Origin of the sequence: Pseudomonas citri, from assembly GCF_025336485.1 — a bacterium.
GTDB lineage: Bacteria > Pseudomonadota > Gammaproteobacteria > Pseudomonadales > Pseudomonadaceae > Aquipseudomonas > Aquipseudomonas citri.
In genome coordinates, this window is the sequence record NZ_JAODAB010000006.1 from 144271 (window position 1) to 164480 (window position 20210).

Annotated in this window: 19 protein-coding genes; 14 read left to right on the plus strand and 5 right to left on the minus strand. The window is 61.5% G+C overall.

What is annotated here, in order from left to right; genetic code table 11:
* Window positions 1-24: 24 nt before the first annotated feature.
* The 6 genes from ssuE (at window position 25) to N4Q37_RS09620 (ending at window position 4756) form a co-directional block, all read left to right on the plus strand.
* Window positions 25-618, plus strand: a complete 594-nt coding sequence (gene ssuE / locus N4Q37_RS09595) for an NADPH-dependent FMN reductase (RefSeq protein ID WP_260957334.1) — start codon at window positions 25-27, stop codon at window positions 616-618.
* An 85-nt stretch (window positions 619-703) separates the two neighbouring features.
* Window positions 704-1669, plus strand: a complete 966-nt coding sequence (locus tag N4Q37_RS09600) for a sulfonate ABC transporter substrate-binding protein (RefSeq protein WP_260957336.1) — start codon at window positions 704-706, stop codon at window positions 1667-1669.
* Window positions 1670-1693: 24 nt separating this feature from the next.
* Window positions 1694-2842 (plus strand): FMNH2-dependent alkanesulfonate monooxygenase, encoded by a 1149-nt coding sequence (gene ssuD, locus N4Q37_RS09605; RefSeq protein ID WP_260957338.1) that lies wholly within the window; start codon window positions 1694-1696, stop codon window positions 2840-2842.
* A 7-nt stretch (window positions 2843-2849) separates the two neighbouring features.
* The gene (gene ssuC, locus N4Q37_RS09610; protein ID WP_260957340.1) at window positions 2850-3632 is read left to right on the plus strand and encodes an aliphatic sulfonate ABC transporter permease SsuC; all 783 of its coding nucleotides are present in this window, start codon (window positions 2850-2852) and stop codon (window positions 3630-3632) included.
* Complete coding sequence (ssuB, locus tag N4Q37_RS09615) at window positions 3629-4435, plus strand: aliphatic sulfonates ABC transporter ATP-binding protein (protein ID WP_260957342.1); 807 nt, start codon at window positions 3629-3631, stop codon at window positions 4433-4435. Before ssuC ends, ssuB begins: the two co-directional genes overlap by 4 nt.
* A gap of 105 nt (window positions 4436-4540) precedes the next feature.
* Window positions 4541-4756, plus strand: coding sequence for a TOBE domain-containing protein (locus tag N4Q37_RS09620; RefSeq protein ID WP_007928303.1), 216 nt, complete (start codon window positions 4541-4543; stop codon window positions 4754-4756).
* Window positions 4757-4997: 241 nt separating this feature from the next.
* Here the strand turns inward: N4Q37_RS09620 and N4Q37_RS09625 are convergent, their stop codons facing one another.
* Together N4Q37_RS09625 and N4Q37_RS09630 are read right to left on the minus strand one after the other, a co-directional pair.
* Entirely contained in the window at window positions 4998-5636 is a 639-nt protein-coding gene (locus tag N4Q37_RS09625) for a TetR/AcrR family transcriptional regulator (RefSeq protein WP_260957352.1), read from the minus strand.
* A 307-nt stretch (window positions 5637-5943) separates the two neighbouring features.
* Complete coding sequence (locus tag N4Q37_RS09630) at window positions 5944-7320, minus strand: glutamine synthetase family protein (RefSeq protein ID WP_260957354.1); 1377 nt, start codon at window positions 7318-7320, stop codon at window positions 5944-5946.
* Between the two features lie 278 nt (window positions 7321-7598).
* On the opposite strand from N4Q37_RS09630, the gene N4Q37_RS09635 reads away from it, so the two are divergent.
* The 8 genes from N4Q37_RS09635 (at window position 7599) to N4Q37_RS09670 (ending at window position 16443) form a co-directional block, all read left to right on the plus strand.
* Window positions 7599-8039: a glutamine amidotransferase gene (locus N4Q37_RS09635; protein ID WP_260957355.1), complete on the plus strand. Its 441-nt coding sequence runs from the start codon at window positions 7599-7601 to the stop codon at window positions 8037-8039.
* Between the two features lie 42 nt (window positions 8040-8081).
* Window positions 8082-9440: a glutamine synthetase family protein gene (locus N4Q37_RS09640; protein WP_260957357.1), complete on the plus strand. Its 1359-nt coding sequence runs from the start codon at window positions 8082-8084 to the stop codon at window positions 9438-9440.
* A 58-nt stretch (window positions 9441-9498) separates the two neighbouring features.
* Window positions 9499-10863, plus strand: a complete 1365-nt coding sequence (locus tag N4Q37_RS09645; protein WP_260957359.1) for an aspartate aminotransferase family protein — start codon at window positions 9499-9501, stop codon at window positions 10861-10863.
* A gap of 184 nt (window positions 10864-11047) precedes the next feature.
* Window positions 11048-12145: a polyamine ABC transporter substrate-binding protein gene (locus N4Q37_RS09650; protein WP_260957677.1), complete on the plus strand. Its 1098-nt coding sequence runs from the start codon at window positions 11048-11050 to the stop codon at window positions 12143-12145.
* A gap of 183 nt (window positions 12146-12328) precedes the next feature.
* The gene (locus tag N4Q37_RS09655; RefSeq protein WP_260957361.1) at window positions 12329-13426 is read left to right on the plus strand and encodes a polyamine ABC transporter substrate-binding protein; all 1098 of its coding nucleotides are present in this window, start codon (window positions 12329-12331) and stop codon (window positions 13424-13426) included.
* A gap of 70 nt (window positions 13427-13496) precedes the next feature.
* Complete coding sequence (locus N4Q37_RS09660; RefSeq protein WP_260957363.1) at window positions 13497-14639, plus strand: ABC transporter ATP-binding protein; 1143 nt, start codon at window positions 13497-13499, stop codon at window positions 14637-14639.
* The gene (locus N4Q37_RS09665; protein ID WP_260957365.1) at window positions 14636-15556 is read left to right on the plus strand and encodes an ABC transporter permease subunit; all 921 of its coding nucleotides are present in this window, start codon (window positions 14636-14638) and stop codon (window positions 15554-15556) included. Before N4Q37_RS09660 ends, N4Q37_RS09665 begins: the two co-directional genes overlap by 4 nt.
* Window positions 15553-16443 carry an ABC transporter permease subunit gene (locus N4Q37_RS09670; RefSeq protein ID WP_260957366.1) on the plus strand — a complete coding sequence of 297 codons (891 nt, stop codon included), beginning with the start codon at window positions 15553-15555 and terminating at the stop codon, window positions 16441-16443. The genes N4Q37_RS09665 and N4Q37_RS09670 overlap by 4 nt, the downstream gene beginning before the upstream one ends.
* Before the next feature lie 124 nt (window positions 16444-16567).
* On the opposite strand, the gene N4Q37_RS09675 is transcribed toward N4Q37_RS09670, so the two are convergent.
* From N4Q37_RS09675 to N4Q37_RS09685, 3 genes are all read right to left on the minus strand, one after another.
* A complete protein-coding gene (locus N4Q37_RS09675; protein ID WP_260957369.1) occupies window positions 16568-16909 on the minus strand; it encodes a carboxymuconolactone decarboxylase family protein in 342 nt (113 codons plus the stop codon).
* Window positions 16910-17008: 99 nt separating this feature from the next.
* Window positions 17009-19414 carry a penicillin acylase family protein gene (locus N4Q37_RS09680; protein ID WP_260957370.1) on the minus strand — a complete coding sequence of 802 codons (2406 nt, stop codon included), beginning with the start codon at window positions 19412-19414 and terminating at the stop codon, window positions 17009-17011.
* A 106-nt stretch (window positions 19415-19520) separates the two neighbouring features.
* On the minus strand, window positions 19521-20108 hold the full coding sequence (locus N4Q37_RS09685; protein WP_260957372.1) for a DUF6436 domain-containing protein: 588 nt from the start codon (window positions 20106-20108) through the stop codon (window positions 19521-19523).
* Window positions 20109-20210 lie beyond the last annotated feature (102 nt).

The window sequence follows — 20210 nt, forward strand, 5'->3', positions numbered from 1 at the left end:
CGTGACAGTTAAGGAAAGGTAGGCATGTTGGTCGTCTCTCTCGGTGGCAGTCCCAGCCAGCGCTCCCGTTCCGGGGTGCTGCTGGAGCGTTCGCAACGCTGGTTGCAGCAGCAAGGTGTGGAGGTGGTGAGCTATCAGGTTCGCGATTTTCCGGCAGAGGATCTGCTCCATGCCCGTTTCGATAGCCCGAAGGTGATCGACCTGCTCCAGCAGATCGAAAATGCCGATGGCCTGATGATCGCCACGCCGGTGTACAAGGCGTCTTTTTCCGGCGCACTGAAGACTGTATTGGACCTGCTGCCTGAGCGGGCTTTGCATCACAAAGTGGTATTGCCCATGGCGACCGGCGGCAGCATCGCCCATATGCTGGCGGTGGATTACGCCCTCAAACCGGTGTTGTCGGCCCTCAAGGCCCAGGAAATGCTCCAGGGCATTTTTGCCGAAGACAGCCAGATCGCTTATGGCGAAGGCAGTGCCCAGGCGCAATTGACGCCGGCCCTGCAACAGCGGCTGGACGAGGCCCTGGAACAATTTCTCAGTGCCATGGCGCGGCGGCCCAGGCCGTTGGCCCCGGGCCTGTTGAACGAACGCTTATTGAGTGCTCGCTGGAGCATTTGAACCCTATTAGCTTCAACCCACCTTACTCAGCCGCCAACGGCCAAGCAGGTGCAGCCAAAACCCCACAGCAAAAAGGAGAGGCGCCATGCGCACTGTCATTTTGCGTCGGGGGCTGGTCGCGCTGTTTGCTGCGGCTGTGTCCCTCGGCGTCATCACCCAGGTTCAAGCCGAGACCTTGCGGATCGGTTATCAGAAATACGGCACCCTGGTGCTGCTCAAGGCCAAAGGGTCGTTGGAAAAACGTCTCGCCGCCCAAGGCGTCGACGTGCAATGGACCGAGTTCCCCGGCGGCCCACAGTTGCTTGAAGGCTTGAATGTCGGCTCCATCGATTTCGGTGTGACCGGGGAAACCCCGCCGGTGTTCGCCCAGGCTGCCGGCGCCGATTTGCTTTACGTCGCCTACGAACCCCCGGCGCCTGCCAGCGAGGCCATCCTGGTGCCGAAGGGCTCGGCCATCCAGTCGGTGCAAGACCTCAAGGGTAAGAAAGTCGTCCTGAACAAAGGCTCCAACGTTCATTACCTGTTGGTGCGGGCGCTGGAAGACGCCGCCCTCAAGTATGCCGACATCCAGACCGTGTTCCTGCCACCGGCCGACGCTCGCGCCGCGTTCGAGCGTGGCAGTGTGGACGCCTGGGTGATCTGGGACCCGTACCAGGCCGCCGCCGAACAACAGTTGCAGGCGCGCACTCTGCGTGACGGCAAGGGCATCGTCGACAACCACCAGTTTTACCTCGCCACCAAGCCCTATGCGCAAAAGCATCCCCAGGTCATCACGGCGCTGGTGGAAGAGGTGCGGGCAGTGGGGGAATGGTCCAAGGCCAACCCTGAAGACGTGACCCGGCAAGTGTCACCGCTGCTCGGTCTGCCTGCCGACATCACCCTGACGTCGGTGAAACGCCAAGGCTACGGGGCGCTGTTCCTCACGCCGGAGGTGGTGGCGGCGCAGCAGAAGATCGCCGACAGCTTCTACCAGCTCAAATTGATTCCCAAGCCCTTGAGCATCAAGGACGTGATCTGGACGCCGCCGGCGGCCGTTGCGACAGCGCAGTAATCCGATCCCTTAGGAGACCACTCCATGAGCCTCAATATTTTCTGGTTCCTGCCTACCCATGGCGATGGCCATTACCTTGGCACTGCCGAAGGCGCCCGCGCCGTCGATCACGGTTATCTGCAACAGGTCGCCCAGGCGGCGGATCGGCTGGGTTTCGGCGGTGTGCTGATTCCCACCGGCCGTTCCTGCGAGGACTCCTGGCTGGTGGCCGCGTCGTTGATTCCCGTAACCCAACGCCTGAAGTTCCTCGTGGCCCTGCGCCCCGGGATCATTTCCCCGACGGTGGCGGCGCGCCAGGCCGCGACTCTGGACCGGTTGTCCGGCGGCCGGGCGTTGTTCAACCTGGTAACCGGTGGCGACCCGGATGAGCTGGCTGGCGACGGCCTGTTCCTGGGCCATGAGGCGCGCTACCAGGCGTCGGTGGAATTCACCCGCATCTGGCGCCGGGTGCTGGAAGGCGAGACCGTGGATTACGACGGCGAGCACATCAGCGTGAAGGGCGCGAAGTTGCTCTATCCGCCGATCCAGCAACCGCGTCCGCCGCTGTACTTCGGCGGCTCGTCGGAAGCGGCCCAGGACCTGGCCGCCGAGCAGGTGGACATGGTGCTGACCTGGGGCGAGCCGCCCGCGGCGGTGGCGGAAAAGATCGAACAAGTGCGGGCCAAGGCGGCCAAGTTGGGTCGGACCGTGCGGTTCGGCATCCGCCTGCACGTGATCGTGCGCGAAACCAACGCCGAAGCCTGGCAAGCGGCCAACCGGCTGATCTCCCACTTGGACGACGACACCATTGCCCGTGCCCAGGCCTCCCTGGCGCGCTTCGATTCGGTGGGTCAGCGACGCATGGCCGCCCTGCACGGTGGTCGTCGCGACAAGCTGGAAGTCAGCCCCAATCTGTGGGCCGGCGTCGGCCTGGTGCGCGGTGGTGCCGGTACGGCGCTGGTGGGCGATGGCCCGACGGTGGCGGCGCGGATCAAGGAATACGCCGGGTTGGGGATCGACACCTTCATCTTCTCCGGTTATCCACACCTGGAAGAGTCCTACCGCGTGGCGGAACTCTTGTTCCCGCACCTGGACGTGGAGCGCCCGGAGTTGCCGAAGAACCAGGGCTATGTGAGCCCGTTCGGTGAGATGGTCGCCAACGATATCCTGCCCAAAGCCGCGTCCCAGAGCTGAGGCGGCCATGAAGAAAATCATCCACAACCTTGTGCCTTGGGCGGTGCCGTTGCTGTTACTGGCGGTGTGGCAGTTGTCGGTCTCGGCCGGCTGGCTGTCCACACGAATCCTGCCGGCACCGGTGGCGGTGATCGAAGCCGGGGTCAACCTGGTGCGCAGCGGCGAGATCTGGACGCACCTGGCCATCAGCGGCTGGCGCGCGGCAGTCGGTTTCCTGATCGGCGGCGGCATTGGCTTGGCGCTGGGGTTCATCACCGGCCTGTCGAAATGGGGCGAGCGCCTGCTGGACAGCTCGGTGCAGATGGTGCGCAACGTGCCGCACCTGGCGCTGATCCCGCTGGTGATCCTGTGGTTCGGCATCGATGAGTCGGCGAAGATTTTCCTCGTGGCCCTGGGCACGCTGTTCCCGATTTACCTCAACACCTATCACGGCATCCGCAACGTCGACCCGGCGCTGGTGGAAATGTCCCGCAGCTACGGCTTGTCCGGCTTCAGCCTGTTTCGCCAGGTGATCCTGCCGGGCGCGTTGCCGTCGATCCTGGTGGGCGTGCGCTTTGCCCTGGGCTTCATGTGGCTGACGCTGATCGTGGCGGAAACCATCTCGGCCAGTTCCGGCATCGGCTACCTGGCGATGAACGCCCGCGAATTCCTGCAAACCGACGTGGTGGTGCTGGCGATTCTGCTGTACGCCGTGCTCGGCAAATTGGCCGACCTTGCCGCTCGCGGGCTGGAGCGGGTCTGGCTGCGCTGGCATCCGGCCTATCAGGTGAGCAAGGGAGGTGCCGCATGACTGCGCAACAACCTCCGCGCCTGCGACAGGGCATTCCCCTGGCGGTGCGCAAGCTGGAAAAAAACTACGGCACCCGCCAGGTGCTGCGGGACGTCGACCTGCATATTCCGGCCGGGCAATTCGTCGCGGTGGTCGGGCGCAGCGGTTGTGGCAAAAGTACTTTGCTGCGCTTGCTCGCAGGCCTCGATCAGCCCACGACTGGCGAATTGCTGGCGGGTTCGACCGCGTTGAGTGCGGCCCGGGAAGACACGCGGTTGATGTTCCAGGAAGCGCGTTTGCTGCCCTGGAAAAAAATCATCGACAACGTCGGCCTCGGCCTCAAGGGCCATTGGCGCCCGCAAGCGTTGCAGGCACTGGAAGCGGTGGGCCTGGCCGATCGCGCCGATGAGTGGCCGGCGGCATTGTCCGGCGGACAGAAGCAACGCGTGGCCTTGGCTCGCGCGCTGATTCACCAACCGCGCCTGCTGTTGCTCGACGAGCCGCTGGGGGCGCTGGACGCCTTGACCCGCATCGAAATGCAGCAACTGATCGAACGCCTGTGGCAGCAACACGGATTCACCGTGCTGCTGGTGACCCACGACGTCAGCGAAGCGGTGGCGATTGCCGACCGGGTGATCCTGATCGAAGACGGCCAGGTCGGCCTCGACCTGCCCGTCGACCTGCCGCGCCCACGGGTTCACGGCTCCCATCGCCTGGCGAGCCTGGAAACCGAAGTCCTCAACCGTGTGCTGTCCCTGCCCGGCCAACCGCCGGAACCCGAACCCGTTTCACCCTTGCCCACGCAGTTGCGGTGGGCGCAATGAAGCCGCTTCAAGCGACAAGCCACAAGCTGCAAGAAGAAGCGCGTGCTTTTACTTGCAGCTTGTAGCTCGAAGCTTGCAGCTCATTTCGACCCCAGGAGAAATCGTATGACCATCAAAGCCATCAACGTACGCAACCAGTTCAAAGGCACCATCAAGGAAATCGTCGAAGGCGACGTGCTCTCGGAAATCGACGTACAGACCGCGTCGGGCATCGTCACTTCGGTGATCACCACCCGCTCGGTGCGGGAATTGGAACTGGCGATTGGCAGCGAAGTGATCGCCTTCGTCAAATCCACGGAGGTATCGATCGCCAAGTTGTGAGCGATGCTTGGCCCTCAGCCCCGGACGGCGTGAGCCCTTCGGGGCTTTTCTATAGCGTAGTGCCGGTCAGTTAAGGATCAAACGGCGCAAAAAATCTGTGGGAGCAAAGCTTGCTCGCGATTGGACATGACAGTCGAAAACGGCATTGGTTGGACCACCGCTATCGCGAGCAAGCTTTGCTCCCACGGGCTAGCTGACCGGCATTAATCGTTATAGTCGGAAGTAATTCTGGTGGCCGTCATCATCGGATGGCTTCGCGTTTGGGCAGATACGGCGGCAAGTACAACCCCAGGTAAGCATCGAACACCCGCATGCCTTCTTCAGCCAGGCGTGGGGTGATCTGGCCGTATTGCTGGACGGAGCGGGCATAAACGCGGTCGCCCAGTTCCATGGCCAGGGCAAACACGTCGATGTCTTCAGGCAGTTTCGGCAATTCGAAATGCCGGTTGAACAGTTTGTGCATCAAGTCGCCCAGCTCGACGTCGTGCTGGCGGTCGGCCTGGGTGACTTCGGTCAGGCCGTGCTGGGTCAGGATCAACTGGCGGGCGGCCGCGTCCTGTTCGTAGAGGGTCAGCATGCGCTGTTCCACCAGCCGTGACAGGTCGCGCCAGTGGTTGAGAGCCTGATGATCGATGGGTTCTTGCAGGCACGCGCGGAAGGCGGCGTGGACATCGGCGGTCAGGGCTTGCAACAGGGCCGGGACGCTGGCGAAGAAGTGATACACGGAGGAGGGCGGGATCCCGGCACGCTCGGCGACGCCGTAGATCGACAGACCGGCCACGCCTTCGGCGGCCAGCAGCGTGCGCGCGGCATCGAGAATCGAGTCGATCCGGGCCTGGCTGCGGGCGCGAGGTTTACGCGGGGTGGCGGTGCGGGTCATGGAGGTCTCCTGCGGGGCTGCCGGGCATTGTACGAGTCGGGTCCGGTGTTGTCTGCCAGGCCGTCATCGCGGGCAAGCCTTGCTCCCACAGAGAAATGCAATGGAATGATCACAAAGAATCCTGTGGGAGAGATGCATTGGAATGATCACAAAGAATCCTGTGGGAGAGATGCATTGGAATGACCACAAAGAATTCTGTGGGAGCTGAGCTTACTCGCGATCCGCCGAAGGCGGCCATTCACTCCAAAACCCCAAAAGAAAACGCCGCAGCCCCGAAGGTCTGCGGCGTTTTCTTCACAGCAACCGCTTACACGGTATGCAAGTACCAGTTGTACTCAAGGTCGGAGATGGAGTGTTCGAATTCCTCCAGCTCGCTTTCCTTGCAGGCCACGAAGATGTCGATGTATTTCGGGTCGATGTACCTGGCCATGACTTCGCTGTCGTCCAGCTCGCGCAGGGCATCGCGCAGGTTGTTCGGCAGGCTCTGCTCGTTTTGCTCGTAGCTGTTGCCTTCCACCGGCGCGCCGGGCTCGACTTTATTGACCAGGCCATGGTGCACACCCGCCAGTACCGACGCCATCAGCAGGTACGGGTTGGCGTCGGCGCCGGCAACCCGGTGTTCCAGGCGCACGGCGTCGGCGGAGCCGGTGGGTACGCGCAAGGCCACGGTGCGGTTGTCCAGGCCCCAGGAAGGTGAGTTCGGCACATAGAACTGGGCGCCGAAGCGACGGTAGGAGTTGACGTTAGGGCAGAGGAACGCCATCTGGGCCGGCAGGGTCTCGAGCACACCGCCGATCGCGTGGCGCAGCGCGGCGTTCTGCTCGGGATCCTCGCTGGCAAAAATATTCTTGCCATCCTTGTCCAGAACCGAGATATGGACGTGAAGACCGTTGCCCGCCTGACCCGGATAGGGCTTGGCCATGAAGGTGGTGTCCATTTCATGGTCGTAGGCGATGTTCTTGATCAGGCGCTTGAGCAGGACCGCGTAGTCGCAGGCCTTGATCGGGTCGGCGACGTGGTGCAGGTTCACTTCGAACTGGGCCGGGGCACTTTCCTTGACGATGGCGTCGGCGGGAATGCCTTGCTCCTTGGCCCCTTCCAGAATGTCCTGGAGGCAATCGACGTATTCGTCGAGGTCATCGATCAGGTAGACCTGGGTCGAGTGCGGGCGCTTGCCCGAGATCGGCGAACGCGGCGGTTGTGGGCGACCATTCACGTTCTCCTGGTCGATCAGGTAGAACTCCAGCTCGAAGGCGGCACAGATGGTCAGACCCAGCTCATCGAATTTGGCCACGACCTGGCGCAGGACTTCGCGAGGGTCGGCGAAGAAAGGCTCGCCTTCGAGTTCGTGCATGGTCATCAGCAGTTGCGCGGTCGGGCGCTTCTGCCAGGGTTCGTTGGAAAGGGTGCCGGGGATGGGATAGCAGATGCGGTCGGCATCGCCGATGTCCAGGCCCAGGCCAGTGCTTTCCACCGTCGAGCCGTTGATATCCAGGGCAAATAAAGAGGCCGGCAGGTTGATGCCTTTCTCGTAAACCTTGTGGAGGCTGGTGCGTTCGATGCGCTTGCCGCGCACCACACCATTCATATCCGCAATCAGAAGGTCAACGTACAGAACCTCAGGATGTTCCTTAAGGAACGCGTTCGCTTCGTTAAGCTGAACGGCACGCGGGGGTACCGACATGATGCAACACCTTTGTTGTTAAAAATATCAATCATTGATCTTTTCGAAACCCAGTCAACCCGAACGGCATGCCGAAGTCAAGCGAGGCCTTTTTTGCCCTAAAAAAGCACCTGAGGGGCTTTTTTGAGGCAATTTAGGGCGTTTTTTCCCCCTTGGGAGGCCTGTCGCCCGCAGGCTTGAGCGGGCCGTGTTGTATTTTTTACGGGGGTGTTGTGTAAAAAAATGAACAAGGCTAAGCTCGATTCAAACCCATAACAGCAATAATACCGGGGTGCTTCATGTCTCGCCTGCCGTTAATCGGCGTTACCACCTGCTCCAGGCAGGTGGGTCTGCATGCATGTTCCGTCAGTGGCGACAGATCTTTCCAGGCTGTCACGACAGCTACCCCGGGCATGCTTGCGTTCCTGGCAGGTCCGCTCCCGCCGTCCGATATTCTGGACGCCCAGACCGGCATTCTTTTTGCCAGCCTTCCTTTAAATGTAGAACTTTTCCGTGAACATCATCAGGGATCCGTCCATGGGCCGAATGCCGTTCATGACGCTGCCGGAGATGCCCAATGGGCGGTAAGCTCTAGGCTCTGTATGAAAAGCCTTGATACTTGTCTCAAGATTTCTCATACAGAGCCTAACCCGCACTACCTTGTGATGTTCCCGGTATTTGGCAACACCTGCCGAGCAAGGGCGACACAACGCGACGCCGACGCGTCAAACAACGCCTGACTACAGAACAGCAGTCAGGAAACTCAAAGCCTAGAGGCATTTATGAGTAACAACCTCGACCAGCTCACCGATTGGTTGAAAGACCACAAGATCACAGAAGTCGAATGCATGATTGGCGACCTGACCGGTATCACCCGGGGCAAGATCTCGCCGACCAACAAGTTCATTGCCGAGAAAGGCATGCGCCTGCCCGAGAGCGTCCTGCTCCAGACCGTGACGGGCGACTATGTCGAAGACGACATCTATTACGAACTGCTCGACCCTGCCGACATCGACATGATGTGCCGCCCGGACGAGAACGCAGTCTTCCTCGTGCCCTGGGCCATCGAGCCCACCGCCCAGGTCATCCACGATGTCTATGACAAACAGGGCAACCCCATCGAGCTGTCGCCGCGCAACGTGCTCAAGAAGGTGCTCAAGCTCTACGCCGACAAGGGCTGGCAGCCGATCGTCGCGCCGGAGATGGAGTTCTACCTGACCAAGCGCAGCGACGACCCGGACTTTCCGCTGCAACCGCCCGTTGGCCGCTCGGGCCGCCCGGAAACCGGTCGCCAGTCGTTCTCGATCGAAGCGGCCAACGAATTCGACCCGCTGTTCGAAGACGTCTACGACTGGTGCGAATTGCAGGAGCTGGACCTCGACACCCTGATCCACGAGGACGGTACGGCGCAGATGGAAATCAACTTCCGTCATGGCGACGCCCTGTCCCTGGCCGACCAGATCCTGGTGTTCAAGCGCACCATGCGCGAGGCGGCACTCAAGCACAACGTGGCGGCCACCTTCATGGCCAAGCCCATGACCGGCGAGCCGGGCAGCGCGATGCACCTGCACCAGAGCATCATCGACAAGGAAACCGGCCGGAACGTTTTCTCCAATGAAGACGGGACCATGAGCGAACTGTTCCTGCAGCACATCGGCGGCTTGCAGAAATTCATCCCTGAGTTGCTGCCGCTGTTCGCCCCCAACGTCAACTCGTTCCGCCGCTTCCTGCCGGACACTTCGGCGCCGGTCAACGTGGAGTGGGGTGAAGAAAACCGCACCGTGGGCCTGCGCGTACCGGATGCCGGGCCGCAGAACCGTCGCGTGGAAAACCGCTTGCCGGGCGCCGATGCCAACCCGTACCTGGCGATTGCCGCCAGCCTGCTGTGTGGCTACATCGGCATGGTCGAAGGCATCAACCCGAGCGCGCCGGTGGTGGGCCGTGGCTACGAGCGTCGCAACCTGCGTTTGCCGCTGACCATCGAAGACGCCCTGGAGCGCATGGAAAACAGCACCACCATCGAGAAATACCTGGGCAAGAAATTCATCACAGGCTACGTCGCGGTCAAGCGGGCCGAGCATGAAAACTTCAAGCGCATCATCAGTTCGTGGGAGCGGGAATTCCTGCTCTTTGCCGTCTGAAGCGTTGGGCGGGGCGGTCCCTGGCCGCCTCTCCCCTTCGAAATAAAGGAGAATTCGCATGACCCGCAACAACCCGCAAACCCGTGAATGGCAGGCCCTGAGCAGCGATCATCACCTGGCCCCGTTCAGCGATTTCAAGCAGCTCAAAGAGAAAGGCCCGCGCATCATCACCCACGCCAACGGCGTCTATCTCTGGGACAGTGAAGGCAACAAGATCCTCGACGGCATGGCCGGCCTCTGGTGCGTAGCCGTCGGTTATGGTCGCGAGGAACTGGCCGAAGCGGCCAGCCAGCAAATGCGCGAGTTGCCGTACTACAACCTGTTCTTCCAGACAGCGCACCCACCCGCGCTGGAACTGTCCAAAGCCATCGCCGACATCGCCCCCGAAGGCATGAACCATGTGTTCTTCACCGGCTCCGGCTCCGAAGGCAACGACACCATGTTGCGTATGGTCCGCCACTATTGGGCGATCAAGGGCCAGCCGAGCAAGAAAGTCATCATCAGCCGCAAGAATGGCTATCACGGCTCGACCGTGGCCGGCGCGAGCCTGGGCGGCATGACTTATATGCACGAACAGGGCGACTTGCCGATCCCCGGCATCGTCCACATTGCCCAGCCTTACTGGTTCGGCGAGGGCGGCGACATGAGCCCCGAGGAGTTCGGGGTGTGGGCGGCCAATCAACTGGAAGAGAAGATCCTGGAAATCGGCGTGGACAACGTCGGTGCCTTCATCGCCGAGCCGATCCAGGGCGCTGGCGGGGTGATCGTGCCGCCGGACAGCTACTGGCCGCGCATGAAGGAGATCCTCGCCAAGTACGACATCCTGTTCGTGGCCGACGAGGTGATCTGCGGGTTCGGCCGTACCGGCGAATGGTTCGGCACCGATTACTATGGGTTGAAGCCGCACCTGATGACCATCGCCAAGGGCCTGACCTCCGGCTACATCCCCATGGGTGGGCTGATCGTGCGCGACGACGTGGTGGCGGTGCTCAACGAGGGCGGCGATTTCAACCACGGCTTCACCTATTCCGGCCACCCGGTGGCCGCAGCGGTGGCCCTGGAAAATATCCGCATCCTGCGCGACGAGAAGATCATCGAGCGCGTCCACGACGAAGCGGCACCCTATTTGCAGAAGCGTTTGCGGGAGCTGAACGACCATCCGCTGGTGGGTGAAGTGCGCGGCGTCGGTTTGTTGGGGGCGATCGAGCTGGTCCGGGACAAGGCCACGCGCAAGCGCTATGAAGGCAAGGGCGTGGGCATGATTTGCCGGCAGTTCTGCTTCGACAACGGACTGATCATGCGCGCCGTGGGCGACACCATGATCATTGCGCCGCCGCTGGTGATCAGCAAGGACGAGATCGATGAGCTGGTGACCAAGGCGCGCAAGTGCCTGGACCTGACGCTCAATGCATTGCAAGGCTAAGTGCTAGGCTCAGAGCGGGGCCCCTGCGCGGGCCTCGCCCGGTGTGAATAAAAGACTGGGCTTGTGTTGTAAGCCTGCACCGTAACTTGCCAGACTATCCGCGCTGTTCAAGTTGCCCGCGAGCTGGTTACTGAACTTTGGCTAAGAAGAATAACTGGAGCATTTTTTCATGAAGGCATTAGGTATGAAGATAGCTGGCAAGACCCTCCTCGCCATGTCCCTGATGGGCGTGATGGCGGGCGCCGTTCAGGCGGACGATAAAGTGCTGCACGTGTATAACTGGTCCGACTATATCGCCCCGGACACCGTCGCCAAGTTTGAAAAAGAGTCGGGGATCAAAGTGGTCTACGACGTGTTCGACAGCAACGAAACATTGGAAGCCAAGCTGTTGGCGGGCAAGTCCGGCTATGACATCGTGGTGCCGTCGAACAACTTCCTGGCCAAGCAGATCAAGGCCGGGGTCTACCAGAAGCTCGACAAGTCCAAGTTGCCTAACTGGAAAAACCTCAACACCGACCTGCTCAAGGCCGTTTCGGTGAGCGACCCGGGCAACGAGCACGCGTTCCCCTACATGTGGGGTTCGATCGGCATCGGTTTCAACCCCGAGAAGGTCAAGGCCGCGCTGGGTGCCGACGCACCGACCAATTCGTGGGACCTGCTGTTCAAGCCGGAAAACGCGGCCAAGCTGAAGTCCTGCGGCATCAGCTTCCTCGACTCGCCGACCGAAATGATCCCGGTGGCCCTGCATTACCTGGGCTATCCGACCGACAGCCAGGACAAGAAGCAACTGGCTGAAGCCGAGGCACTGTTCCTCAAGATCCGTCCTTCGATCAGCTACTTCCACTCCTCCAAGTACATCTCCGACCTGGCCAACGGCAATATCTGCGTAGCGGTCGGTTACTCGGGCGACGTCTACCAGGCCAAGTCCCGTGCGGCTGAAGCCGGTGGCAAGGTCAAGGTCAGCTACAACATTCCGAAGGAAGGTGCCGGTAGCTTCTTCGACATGGTCGCCATTCCCAAGGATGCCGAGAACGTCGAAGGTGCCTACAAGTTCATGACCTTCCTGCAGAAGCCGGAAATCATGGCGGAAATCACCGACACCGTGAGCTTCCCGAACGGCAACGCGGCCTCGACCCCGTTGGTCAGCAAGGAAATCACCAGCGACCCGGGCATCTACCCACCAGCAGAGGTGCAGGCCAAGCTCTACGCGATTGCCGACCTGCCAGCCGCCACCCAGCGGATCCTGACCCGCAGCTGGACCAAGATCAAATCCGGTAAGTAAGCCGGCCTGAAGCATCGTCCTGTTGTCGCTGTCCTCGCGGCGGCGGCAACAGGAACAATAAATAACTAAAAGTTTTGCTGGATCGGTTTATCGAGGGTAAGTTGCGCGCCGGTTTTGTTGCAGGGCCCATCGTGGCCAAGTAACGGGGGCAACTTGGGCCCAACTATTCAAGAGGACCTCCACGTGCCAGTCTTTTCTTTGTTACGCAACGCTTTGCTGGTCGGTGCCGGCCTGACGCTCGCTGTCAGTGTCCAGGCGGCTTCCACCGTGCATATTTATAACTGGTCGGACTACATCGGCGAGACCACCCTGGCAGACTTCGAAAAAGCCACGGGCATCAAGCCGGTATATGACGTCTTCGATTCCAATGAAACCCTGGAAGGCAAGTTGTTGGCCGGACGCACTGGATATGACGTGGTCGTGCCGTCCAACCACTTCCTGGGCAAGCAGATCAAGGCCGGGGCGTTCCAGAAACTCGACAAGGCGCAACTGCCTGACTACGCCAACCTGGATCCTCAACTGCTCAAGCGCCTGGAAAAGAACGACCCGGGCAATCAATACGCCGTGCCGTACCTGTGGGGCACCAATGGCATCGGCTACAACGTCGAGAAGATCAAGGCCGTGCTGGGCGTCGACAAGATTGACTCGTGGGCCATGTTGTTCGAGCCGGAAAACATCAAGAAGCTGTCCAGCTGTGGTGTCTCGTTCCTCGACTCGGGCGATGAAATGATCCCGGCGATGCTCAATTACCTGGGCCTGAACCCCAACAGCGAAGACCCCGAAGACTACAAGAAGGCCGAGGCCCAGCTCCTCAAGATCCGGCCTTACGTGACCTACTTCAACTCCTCCAAGTACATCTCCGATCTGGCCAACGGCGAGATCTGCGTGGCCGCCGGGTTCTCCGGGGACATCTTCCAGGCCCGTTCACGTGCCAGCGAAGCCGGCAAGGGCGTCGAAATTGCCTACGTGATCCCCAAGGAAGGCGGCAACCTCTGGTTCGACATGCTGGCGATCCCTCGCGACGCCACCAACGTCAAGCAAGCGCACGCATTCATCAACTATCTGCTCAAACCCGAGGTGATCGCCCAGGTCAGCGACGCCGTCGGTTATGCCAACCCGAACCCCAAGGCTGGCGAGCTGATGGACCAGAAAGTCCGCACCGACGAAGCGGTCTACCCGTCACAAGCGGTCGTCGACAAGCTCTACGTCAACTCCGAGTTACCGCCCAAGATCCAACGACTCATGACCCGCAGCTGGACCAAGGTCAAGTCGGGTAAATAGCGTTAAACGCTCAAACTATCGAAGGTTCGCCCATATGGGGCGAACTGCAAATTCTGTGGGAGTTTCGTAAATGGCAGTTGCCTCCGGCGCCTATAAGAAAGCCCTCGAGGGCGACCAGACACCCAAGCAGGTGCTGGTCAAAATCGACCGGGTCACGAAGAAGTTCGACGAGACGATTGCCGTGGACGATGTGTCCCTGGAAATCAAGAAAGGCGAGATCTTCGCCTTGCTCGGCGGGTCGGGATCGGGCAAATCCACCTTGCTGCGTATGCTGGCCGGTTTCGAGCGGCCCACGGAGGGGCGCATTTTCCTCGACGGCGTGGACATCACGGACATGCCGCCGTACGAGCGGCCGATCAACATGATGTTCCAGTCCTACGCCTTGTTCCCCCACATGACCGTGGCGCAGAACATTGCCTTTGGCCTGCAACAGGACAAGATCCCCAAGGCCGAGATCGATGCCCGCGTGGCGGAAATGCTCAAGCTGGTGCAGATGAGCCAATACGCCAAGCGCAAGCCGCACCAGCTCTCCGGCGGCCAGCGTCAACGCGTGGCCCTGGCCCGTTCGCTGGCCAAGCGACCCAAGCTGTTGCTGCTCGACGAGCCGATGGGCGCCCTGGATAAAAAGCTGCGCTCGCAGATGCAACTGGAGCTGGTGGAGATCATCGAGCGGGTCGGCGTGACCTGCGTCATGGTGACCCACGACCAGGAAGAGGCCATGACCATGGCCGAGCGCATCGCGATCATGCACCTGGGCTGGATCGCCCAGATCGGCAGCCCGATCGACATCTACGAAACCCCGACCAGCCGGCTGGTCTGCGAGTTCATCGGCAACGTCAACATCTTCGAGACCGAAGTGGTGGACGACGCCGAAGGCCACGCCGTGCTGACCTGCAAGGACCTGGATCGCAACATCTACGTGGGTCATGGCATCAGCACCTCGGTGCAGGACAAGTCCGTGACCTACGCCATTCGCCCGGAAAAACTGCTGGTCACCGCCCAGCAGCCGACCTGCGACCACAACTGGTCCAGCGGCAAGGTCCATGACATCGCCTACCTGGGCGGTCATTCGGTGTTCTACGTCGAGCTGCCGAGCGGCAAGCTGGTGCAGTCGTTCGTCGCCAACGCCGAACGCCGTGGCCAACGGCCGACCTGGGGCGACCAAGTGTTCGTCTGGTGGGAAGACGACAGCGGCGTGGTGCTTCGCTCATGAACCTGCGCAAACTCAAACGCCGACTCGCTCGAATAACGCCCGGTGGCCGTCAACTGGTCATCGGGGTGCCCTTCATCTGGCTGTTCCTGTTCTTCATGCTGCCGTTCTTCATCGTCCTGAAGATCAGCTTCGCCGAAGCCGACGTGGCCATCCCGCCGTACACCGAGATCTACAGCTACGTCGACCAGAAACTGCAAATCCTGCTCAACCTCGCCAACTACACGATGCTCAGCGAGGACGAGTTGTACATCGCCGCCTATCTCGGCTCGCTGAAGATGGCGCTGGTCAGCACCGCGCTGTGCCTGCTGATCGGTTACCCGATGGCCTATGGCATCGCCAACGCCCGCAAGGAAACCCAGACGGTCCTGGTGCTGCTGATCATGATGCCGACCTGGACCGCGATCCTGATCCGCGTCTATGCGTGGATGGGCATCCTCAGCAATAACGGCCTGCTCAACGGTTTCCTGCTGGGCATGGGCTGGATCAGCGAACCGTTGCAGATCCTCAACACCAACCTGGCGGTGTACATCGGCGTTGTCTACTCGTACCTGCCCTTCATGATCCTGCCGTTGTACGCCAACCTGGTGAAGCACGATCCAAGCTTGCTGGAAGCCGCGTCGGACCTGGGTTCGAGCACCTTCAACAGCTTCTGGAAAATCACCGTGCCGCTGTCGCGAAACGGCATCATCGCCGGTTGCATGCTGGTGTTCATCCCGGTGGTGGGCGAGTTCGTGATCCCGGAACTGCTGGGCGGCCCGGAAACCCTGATGATCGGCAAAGTGCTGTGGCAGGAATTCTTCAACAACCGTGACTGGCCGGTGGCGTCTGCCCTGGCGGTGGTGATGCTGGCGATCCTGATCGTGCCCATCATTCTGTTCAACCGCAGTCAGGCCAAGGAAATGGAGGGCAAGGAATGAAGCGCTTGCGTTTTTCAAACCTGATGCTGGTGCTGGGATTGTTGTTTATTTATGCACCGATGGTGATCCTGGTGATCTTCTCCTTCAACGCCTCGAAACTGGTGACGGTGTGGGGCGGCTGGTCGATCAAGTGGTACGTTGGCCTGCTGGACAACACGCAGTTGATGGGCTCGGTGCTGCGTTCGCTGGAGATTGCCTGCTACACGGCGGTCGCGGCGGTCGCGCTGGGGACGCTGGCGGCCTTCGTGCTGACCCGCGTCACCCGCTTCAAGGGCCGCACGCTGTTTGGCGGCCTGGTCACCGCGCCGTTGGTGATGCCCGAAGTGATCACCGGCCTGTCGCTGTTGCTGCTGTTCGTGGCCATGGCGCAGATGATCGGCTGGCCCCAGGAGCGTGGCATCGTCACCATCTGGATTGCCCACACCACGTTCTGCGCGGCTTATGTGGCGGTGGTGGTGTCGTCGCGCTTGCGTGAGCTGGACCTGTCCATCGAAGAAGCGGCCATGGACCTGGGGGCGCGACCGTGGAAAGTGTTCTTCTTGATCACCATCCCGATGATCGCGCCGTCGCTGGCGGCCGGCGGCATGATGTCGTTCGCGCTGTCCCTGGATGACCTGGTGTTGGCGAGTTTCGTCTCCGGCCCAGGTTCGACGACCTTGCCGATGGAAGTCTTCTCGGCGGTACGCCTGGGGGTCAAGCCGGAAATCAACGCCGTGGCGAGCCTGATTCTGTTGGCTGTTTCCCTGGTGACCTTCCTGGTCTGGTACTTCAGCCGTCGCGCCGAAGAAAACCGCAAGCGGGCGATCCAGCAAGCCATCGAAGAAAGTGCCGCCGATTCCTGGAAACAACCGGAAGTACGCCGGGCGGTGGCTGCTGCTCAGGCTTGAATGTGGCAGTCGTGGTGAGGGAGCAAGCTCCCTGGCCACGGAGTTTTCGGTTACCCGTGAAACCGCTATCGCGGGCAGGCTCGCGATAGCGGTGGGACAGTCGATGAATATGTCACGCCATCCCTCATTTCTTCAGCGTGTCATGCGCCTCCAGCGCTCGCAGGGAGAAGATGTACGCTGCACCGGCATTCAGCGAGACGGCGGTGGCCAGGGTCGCGGCGATTTCTTCGCGGGTAGCGCCGGCCTTGATGGCGGCGTCGGTGTGGACGCCAATGCAGCCGTCACAACGGGTGGTGATGGCGACGGCGATGGAGATCAGTTCACGGGTCTTGGCATCGAGCACGTTGTTTTCGGCGGCGGCTTCATCCAGGGCCATGTAGGCCTTGACCATTTTCGGATTGCTCTTGCCCAGGGCACCAAAGGCACTCTTGATGGTAGGCAGCAGTTCGGACCAGTTGTTGAACATTGTGTTGACTCCTGTGCAGGTGGCTTGGAGGGATCCCTTGCAGTCTTGACCATCAATGGCGATCCAGCCCGCCGGTGATGAAAAAATACCCGCGCCGACTCAGGGGGCCCTGGCCGGCAGCAGTTTCAGGGTGCCGCGGGTGTTCGCCGTCACTTCTTCCTCGGCCAGGTGCGCCTGGTGATACAGCCCTTCGATATAGGCTTCGGCCTGGTCCTCGTAGTGCTTGTCGAACGGTACGCCGCTCTGGCCGACCGGGTTGATGGTGACGCTATGGGCCGGGTCGGCGAAGTCGATGATGCGCCGGGTCGAGGGTCCGTAGGTCACCGGCCAGGGCGCCGGGCCGATCCTGGCGGAGAGGTTGTTGGGCACTTCATGGGTGCCGGGCGCGGCGAAGGGGCCGATGTTGAAAATGCGGTCCAGTGGCTTTTGCATGCCCAGCGGATGGCCGTGGGTGAGGGTATGGGCCTTGCCCCATTGCCATTGCGTGGCATCGTCGCCCAAGGTTGCCTTGAGGTGCGCCAGGCTCTTGTCCCAGGCCTTTTTCACGGTGTCGGCCCGGGTTTCCTTGCCCGCTGTCGAGCGATCGTCCCACCACGGTGAATCCGCCGCAGCGGCCAGACGTGGCAGGGCTGCGTCAATGACCCGGGTCGACAGCGCGGTGTCGAAGAATCCGTCGCCCAGTTCATCGTGCAGGGCGGCGTCGGCGAGGTTGAACAGGAACTGGTTGAACAGCGTCGCACTGGTGGAGTCCAGCGGATAATCCCCCGGCCACTGCGCCAGTTGTTCGACCCATTTGCGTTCCTGCGGGTCGCTGACCACCTCACGCAGCACCGGCAGCAACGGCGCGAGCAGGCGAGGGCCGTAGGCGGTGGTGGTGCCCAGTTGCAGTTTCCGGGTGGTTTCGATGTCCCACTTTGCCTGCTTGTCGCTGAGCTGCCGGTTGAGTTGCTGGCCGCGATCGGCGAGGTTGTAGTAGCCGGGAATCTCGATACCGCTGGCCGGCACGGGCTGGAAATTGGCTGAGATGATGTAGCCCCGCGCCGGATTTTCTTCCTGCGGGTTGCTGCTGAACGGGTAGAAGCCTTCCTTTTCCGCCTCCGGGCGGCTGCCGTCGAGGAGAAAGCCGGGCTTCACACCGACCGGCCGCTTGGGCAATTGCGCGGCGGCCCACCAGCCAATGTCCCCCTTGGCGTTGGCCCACACCACGTTCAACCCAGGGGCGTGGATCTTGGCCGACGCGCCACGGGCCTTGGCGAGGGTGTCGGCGCGGTTGAGCTGGTAAAACGCGTCGAGGATCGGGTTGCGGCTTTCCAGGAACCCCCACCACATGGCGACCGGGGTCTTGCCGGCGTTCACCCCGAGGGCATCGTTGACGATGGGACCGTGGGGCGACTGGCGCAGCACCAGCGTCACCGGCGCCTGGCCCTTGACCGCGATCTGCTGTTCGCTGCGGGTCATGTCCACCCATTTGTCGCGGTACCAGACCTGTTCGGGGTTCTCCGGATTGACCTTCTCGACGATCAGGTCGAGGTCGTCGTTCTGGAACATGGTGACGCTCCAGCCGAAATCCTTGTTCATGCCCAGCGTCGCGAACGGCATCAGCGCCTGGTAATGCCCATAGAGCTCGAAACCCGGTGCCGACAGGTGCGCCTCGTACCACACCGAAGGGGCGGAAAAACGGATGTGCGGATCGCCCGCCAGCAATGGCTTGCCGCTGCGGGTGCGACTGCCGGAGACCGCCCAGGCGTTGCTGCCCTCGAACTGCGGCAAGCCATTGCCGGCCAGGGCCTGCTCGCTCAGTCGGGCCAGGGCATTGAGGTCTTTCCAATCGGAAGCGGCCAACGACAGGCCGCCGTTGCGTCCTTCGGTCAGCACGCCTTGGGACTGCCAGTCGAGGTCAAAGATGTTCAGGTAATGGGCACCCAGTTGATCGCGGACATAAGTCAGCAGCGGTTCGGTGCGAAACGCCGCGGCGAAGCTGTAGGCCATGTAACCGGTAATGCTCACGGTGTCTTCGGCGGTGAAGGGCCGCTTGGGAATGCCCAGCACATCGAATTCGATGGGGCGGGTGTGACTGTCCTGGTAGGCATTGATGCCCTCCAGGTAAGCCTGCATCGCCAGCCAGGACGGCGATTGCGGATCCTGTTCCGCCACATAGGCCGCGGCGCGCTCGCGAATGCGCAGGCTGCGCATCAGTTTGTCGGTGTCGAGCAGTTTGGGCCCCAGCACCTCGGCCAGTTCACCACGGGCGAGGCGGCGCAGCACCTCCATCTGGAACAGCCGATCCTGGGCCTGGACATAACCCAGGGCGCGGTACAGGTCGGTTTCGTTTTCGGCGCGGATATGCGGCACGCCGCGTTCGTCGTAGCGCACCGTCACCGAACCATGCAGCCCCTGCAACTGCACCGTGCCCTGGCGGGTGGGCTGCTTGCTGTAGAGGTAGCCGCCCGCGACGATGACGGCGGTGACGACCAAGGACAGCAGGGCGATGAGGGTGCGTTTCATGGAGATTCCTTATTCTGGTGACAGCACTTCCGTGGTTGCGCTATTCGTTCCCTGTTTAACATGCCGCTGTGCGACTTCGCATCGCTCCCCGAAGGATTTCCCGGTCTTATTCCTTGCCCGATGTATCTTGGGCCCACGGACAATAGCAACCCACCGCCATCGTGTGGGTCGCGTTGACCGTCCGGCCAGCGCTCAACGCTTCGAGAATCGGTTCGATGAAGCTGTTGCTCGAATTGCAGGTCAGGCCTTCGCTGTAGGGACCGAAGTACGCCAGCTCGCCGCTGCGATCCCAGATCGCCACGGCGGGGCTGGCGGGGATCCGGTTCGAGCCGGGGAGCGCCGACAGGGGCTTGAGACGGTTCAAGGTGGCGGGTAAATGGCCCTGGCTTGCGGTTTTCTGTACCGCGTAGAACTCGACCCCCTGGGGTATGTATTTGTCGAGCAGTTCGGCAAGGTGTTGCTGGTTGCCGACGTTGCATGGGCAGGCCGGATCCCAGAAATGCACCAGGCGAATCGCGCCAGGGCCGGCCAGGTCGGCGGGCAGGCGCAAGGGGTCACCGGAAAATACCGCCGTGTGTTGGCTGAAAGCCCGCAGGAAGCGGCCCTGGAACCACTCATACGCGAACCACAACACGGCGGCGCACCCGAGGGCAAGCAGGCTGGCGAGCAAGGTCGTGCGGTGGGACGGGCGCATGGAGTCGATCCTCTGGGGCCGGGTAGCTTGCCACGCCTGTCGCGACAGATGAATATCTGAGGCCTACAAAATCCGTTTCGCGCGATGCGCTTATCCCTGGAA

Coding starts and splice junctions, on each gene's coding strand:
- N4Q37_RS09620 (WP_007928303.1), top strand. CDS start 4,541: ATGACCATCAAAGCCATCAACGTACGCAACCAGTTCAAAGGCACCATC.
- N4Q37_RS09630 (WP_260957354.1), bottom strand. CDS start 7,320: ATGTCGGTACCCCCGCGTGCCGTTCAGCTTAACGAAGCGAACGCGTTC.
- ssuE (WP_260957334.1), top strand. CDS start 25: ATGTTGGTCGTCTCTCTCGGTGGCAGTCCCAGCCAGCGCTCCCGTTCC.
- N4Q37_RS09625 (WP_260957352.1), bottom strand. CDS start 5,636: ATGACCCGCACCGCCACCCCGCGTAAACCTCGCGCCCGCAGCCAGGCC.
- N4Q37_RS09675 (WP_260957369.1), bottom strand. CDS start 16,909: ATGTTCAACAACTGGTCCGAACTGCTGCCTACCATCAAGAGTGCCTTT.
- N4Q37_RS09600 (WP_260957336.1), top strand. CDS start 704: ATGCGCACTGTCATTTTGCGTCGGGGGCTGGTCGCGCTGTTTGCTGCG.
- N4Q37_RS09660 (WP_260957363.1), top strand. CDS start 13,497: ATGGCAGTTGCCTCCGGCGCCTATAAGAAAGCCCTCGAGGGCGACCAG.
- N4Q37_RS09685 (WP_260957372.1), bottom strand. CDS start 20,108: ATGCGCCCGTCCCACCGCACGACCTTGCTCGCCAGCCTGCTTGCCCTC.
- ssuC (WP_260957340.1), top strand. CDS start 2,850: ATGAAGAAAATCATCCACAACCTTGTGCCTTGGGCGGTGCCGTTGCTG.
- ssuB (WP_260957342.1), top strand. CDS start 3,629: ATGACTGCGCAACAACCTCCGCGCCTGCGACAGGGCATTCCCCTGGCG.
- N4Q37_RS09650 (WP_260957677.1), top strand. CDS start 11,048: ATGAAGATAGCTGGCAAGACCCTCCTCGCCATGTCCCTGATGGGCGTG.
- N4Q37_RS09645 (WP_260957359.1), top strand. CDS start 9,499: ATGACCCGCAACAACCCGCAAACCCGTGAATGGCAGGCCCTGAGCAGC.
- N4Q37_RS09640 (WP_260957357.1), top strand. CDS start 8,082: ATGAGTAACAACCTCGACCAGCTCACCGATTGGTTGAAAGACCACAAG.
- N4Q37_RS09665 (WP_260957365.1), top strand. CDS start 14,636: ATGAACCTGCGCAAACTCAAACGCCGACTCGCTCGAATAACGCCCGGT.
- N4Q37_RS09635 (WP_260957355.1), top strand. CDS start 7,599: ATGTCTCGCCTGCCGTTAATCGGCGTTACCACCTGCTCCAGGCAGGTG.
- N4Q37_RS09680 (WP_260957370.1), bottom strand. CDS start 19,414: ATGAAACGCACCCTCATCGCCCTGCTGTCCTTGGTCGTCACCGCCGTC.
- N4Q37_RS09670 (WP_260957366.1), top strand. CDS start 15,553: ATGAAGCGCTTGCGTTTTTCAAACCTGATGCTGGTGCTGGGATTGTTG.
- ssuD (WP_260957338.1), top strand. CDS start 1,694: ATGAGCCTCAATATTTTCTGGTTCCTGCCTACCCATGGCGATGGCCAT.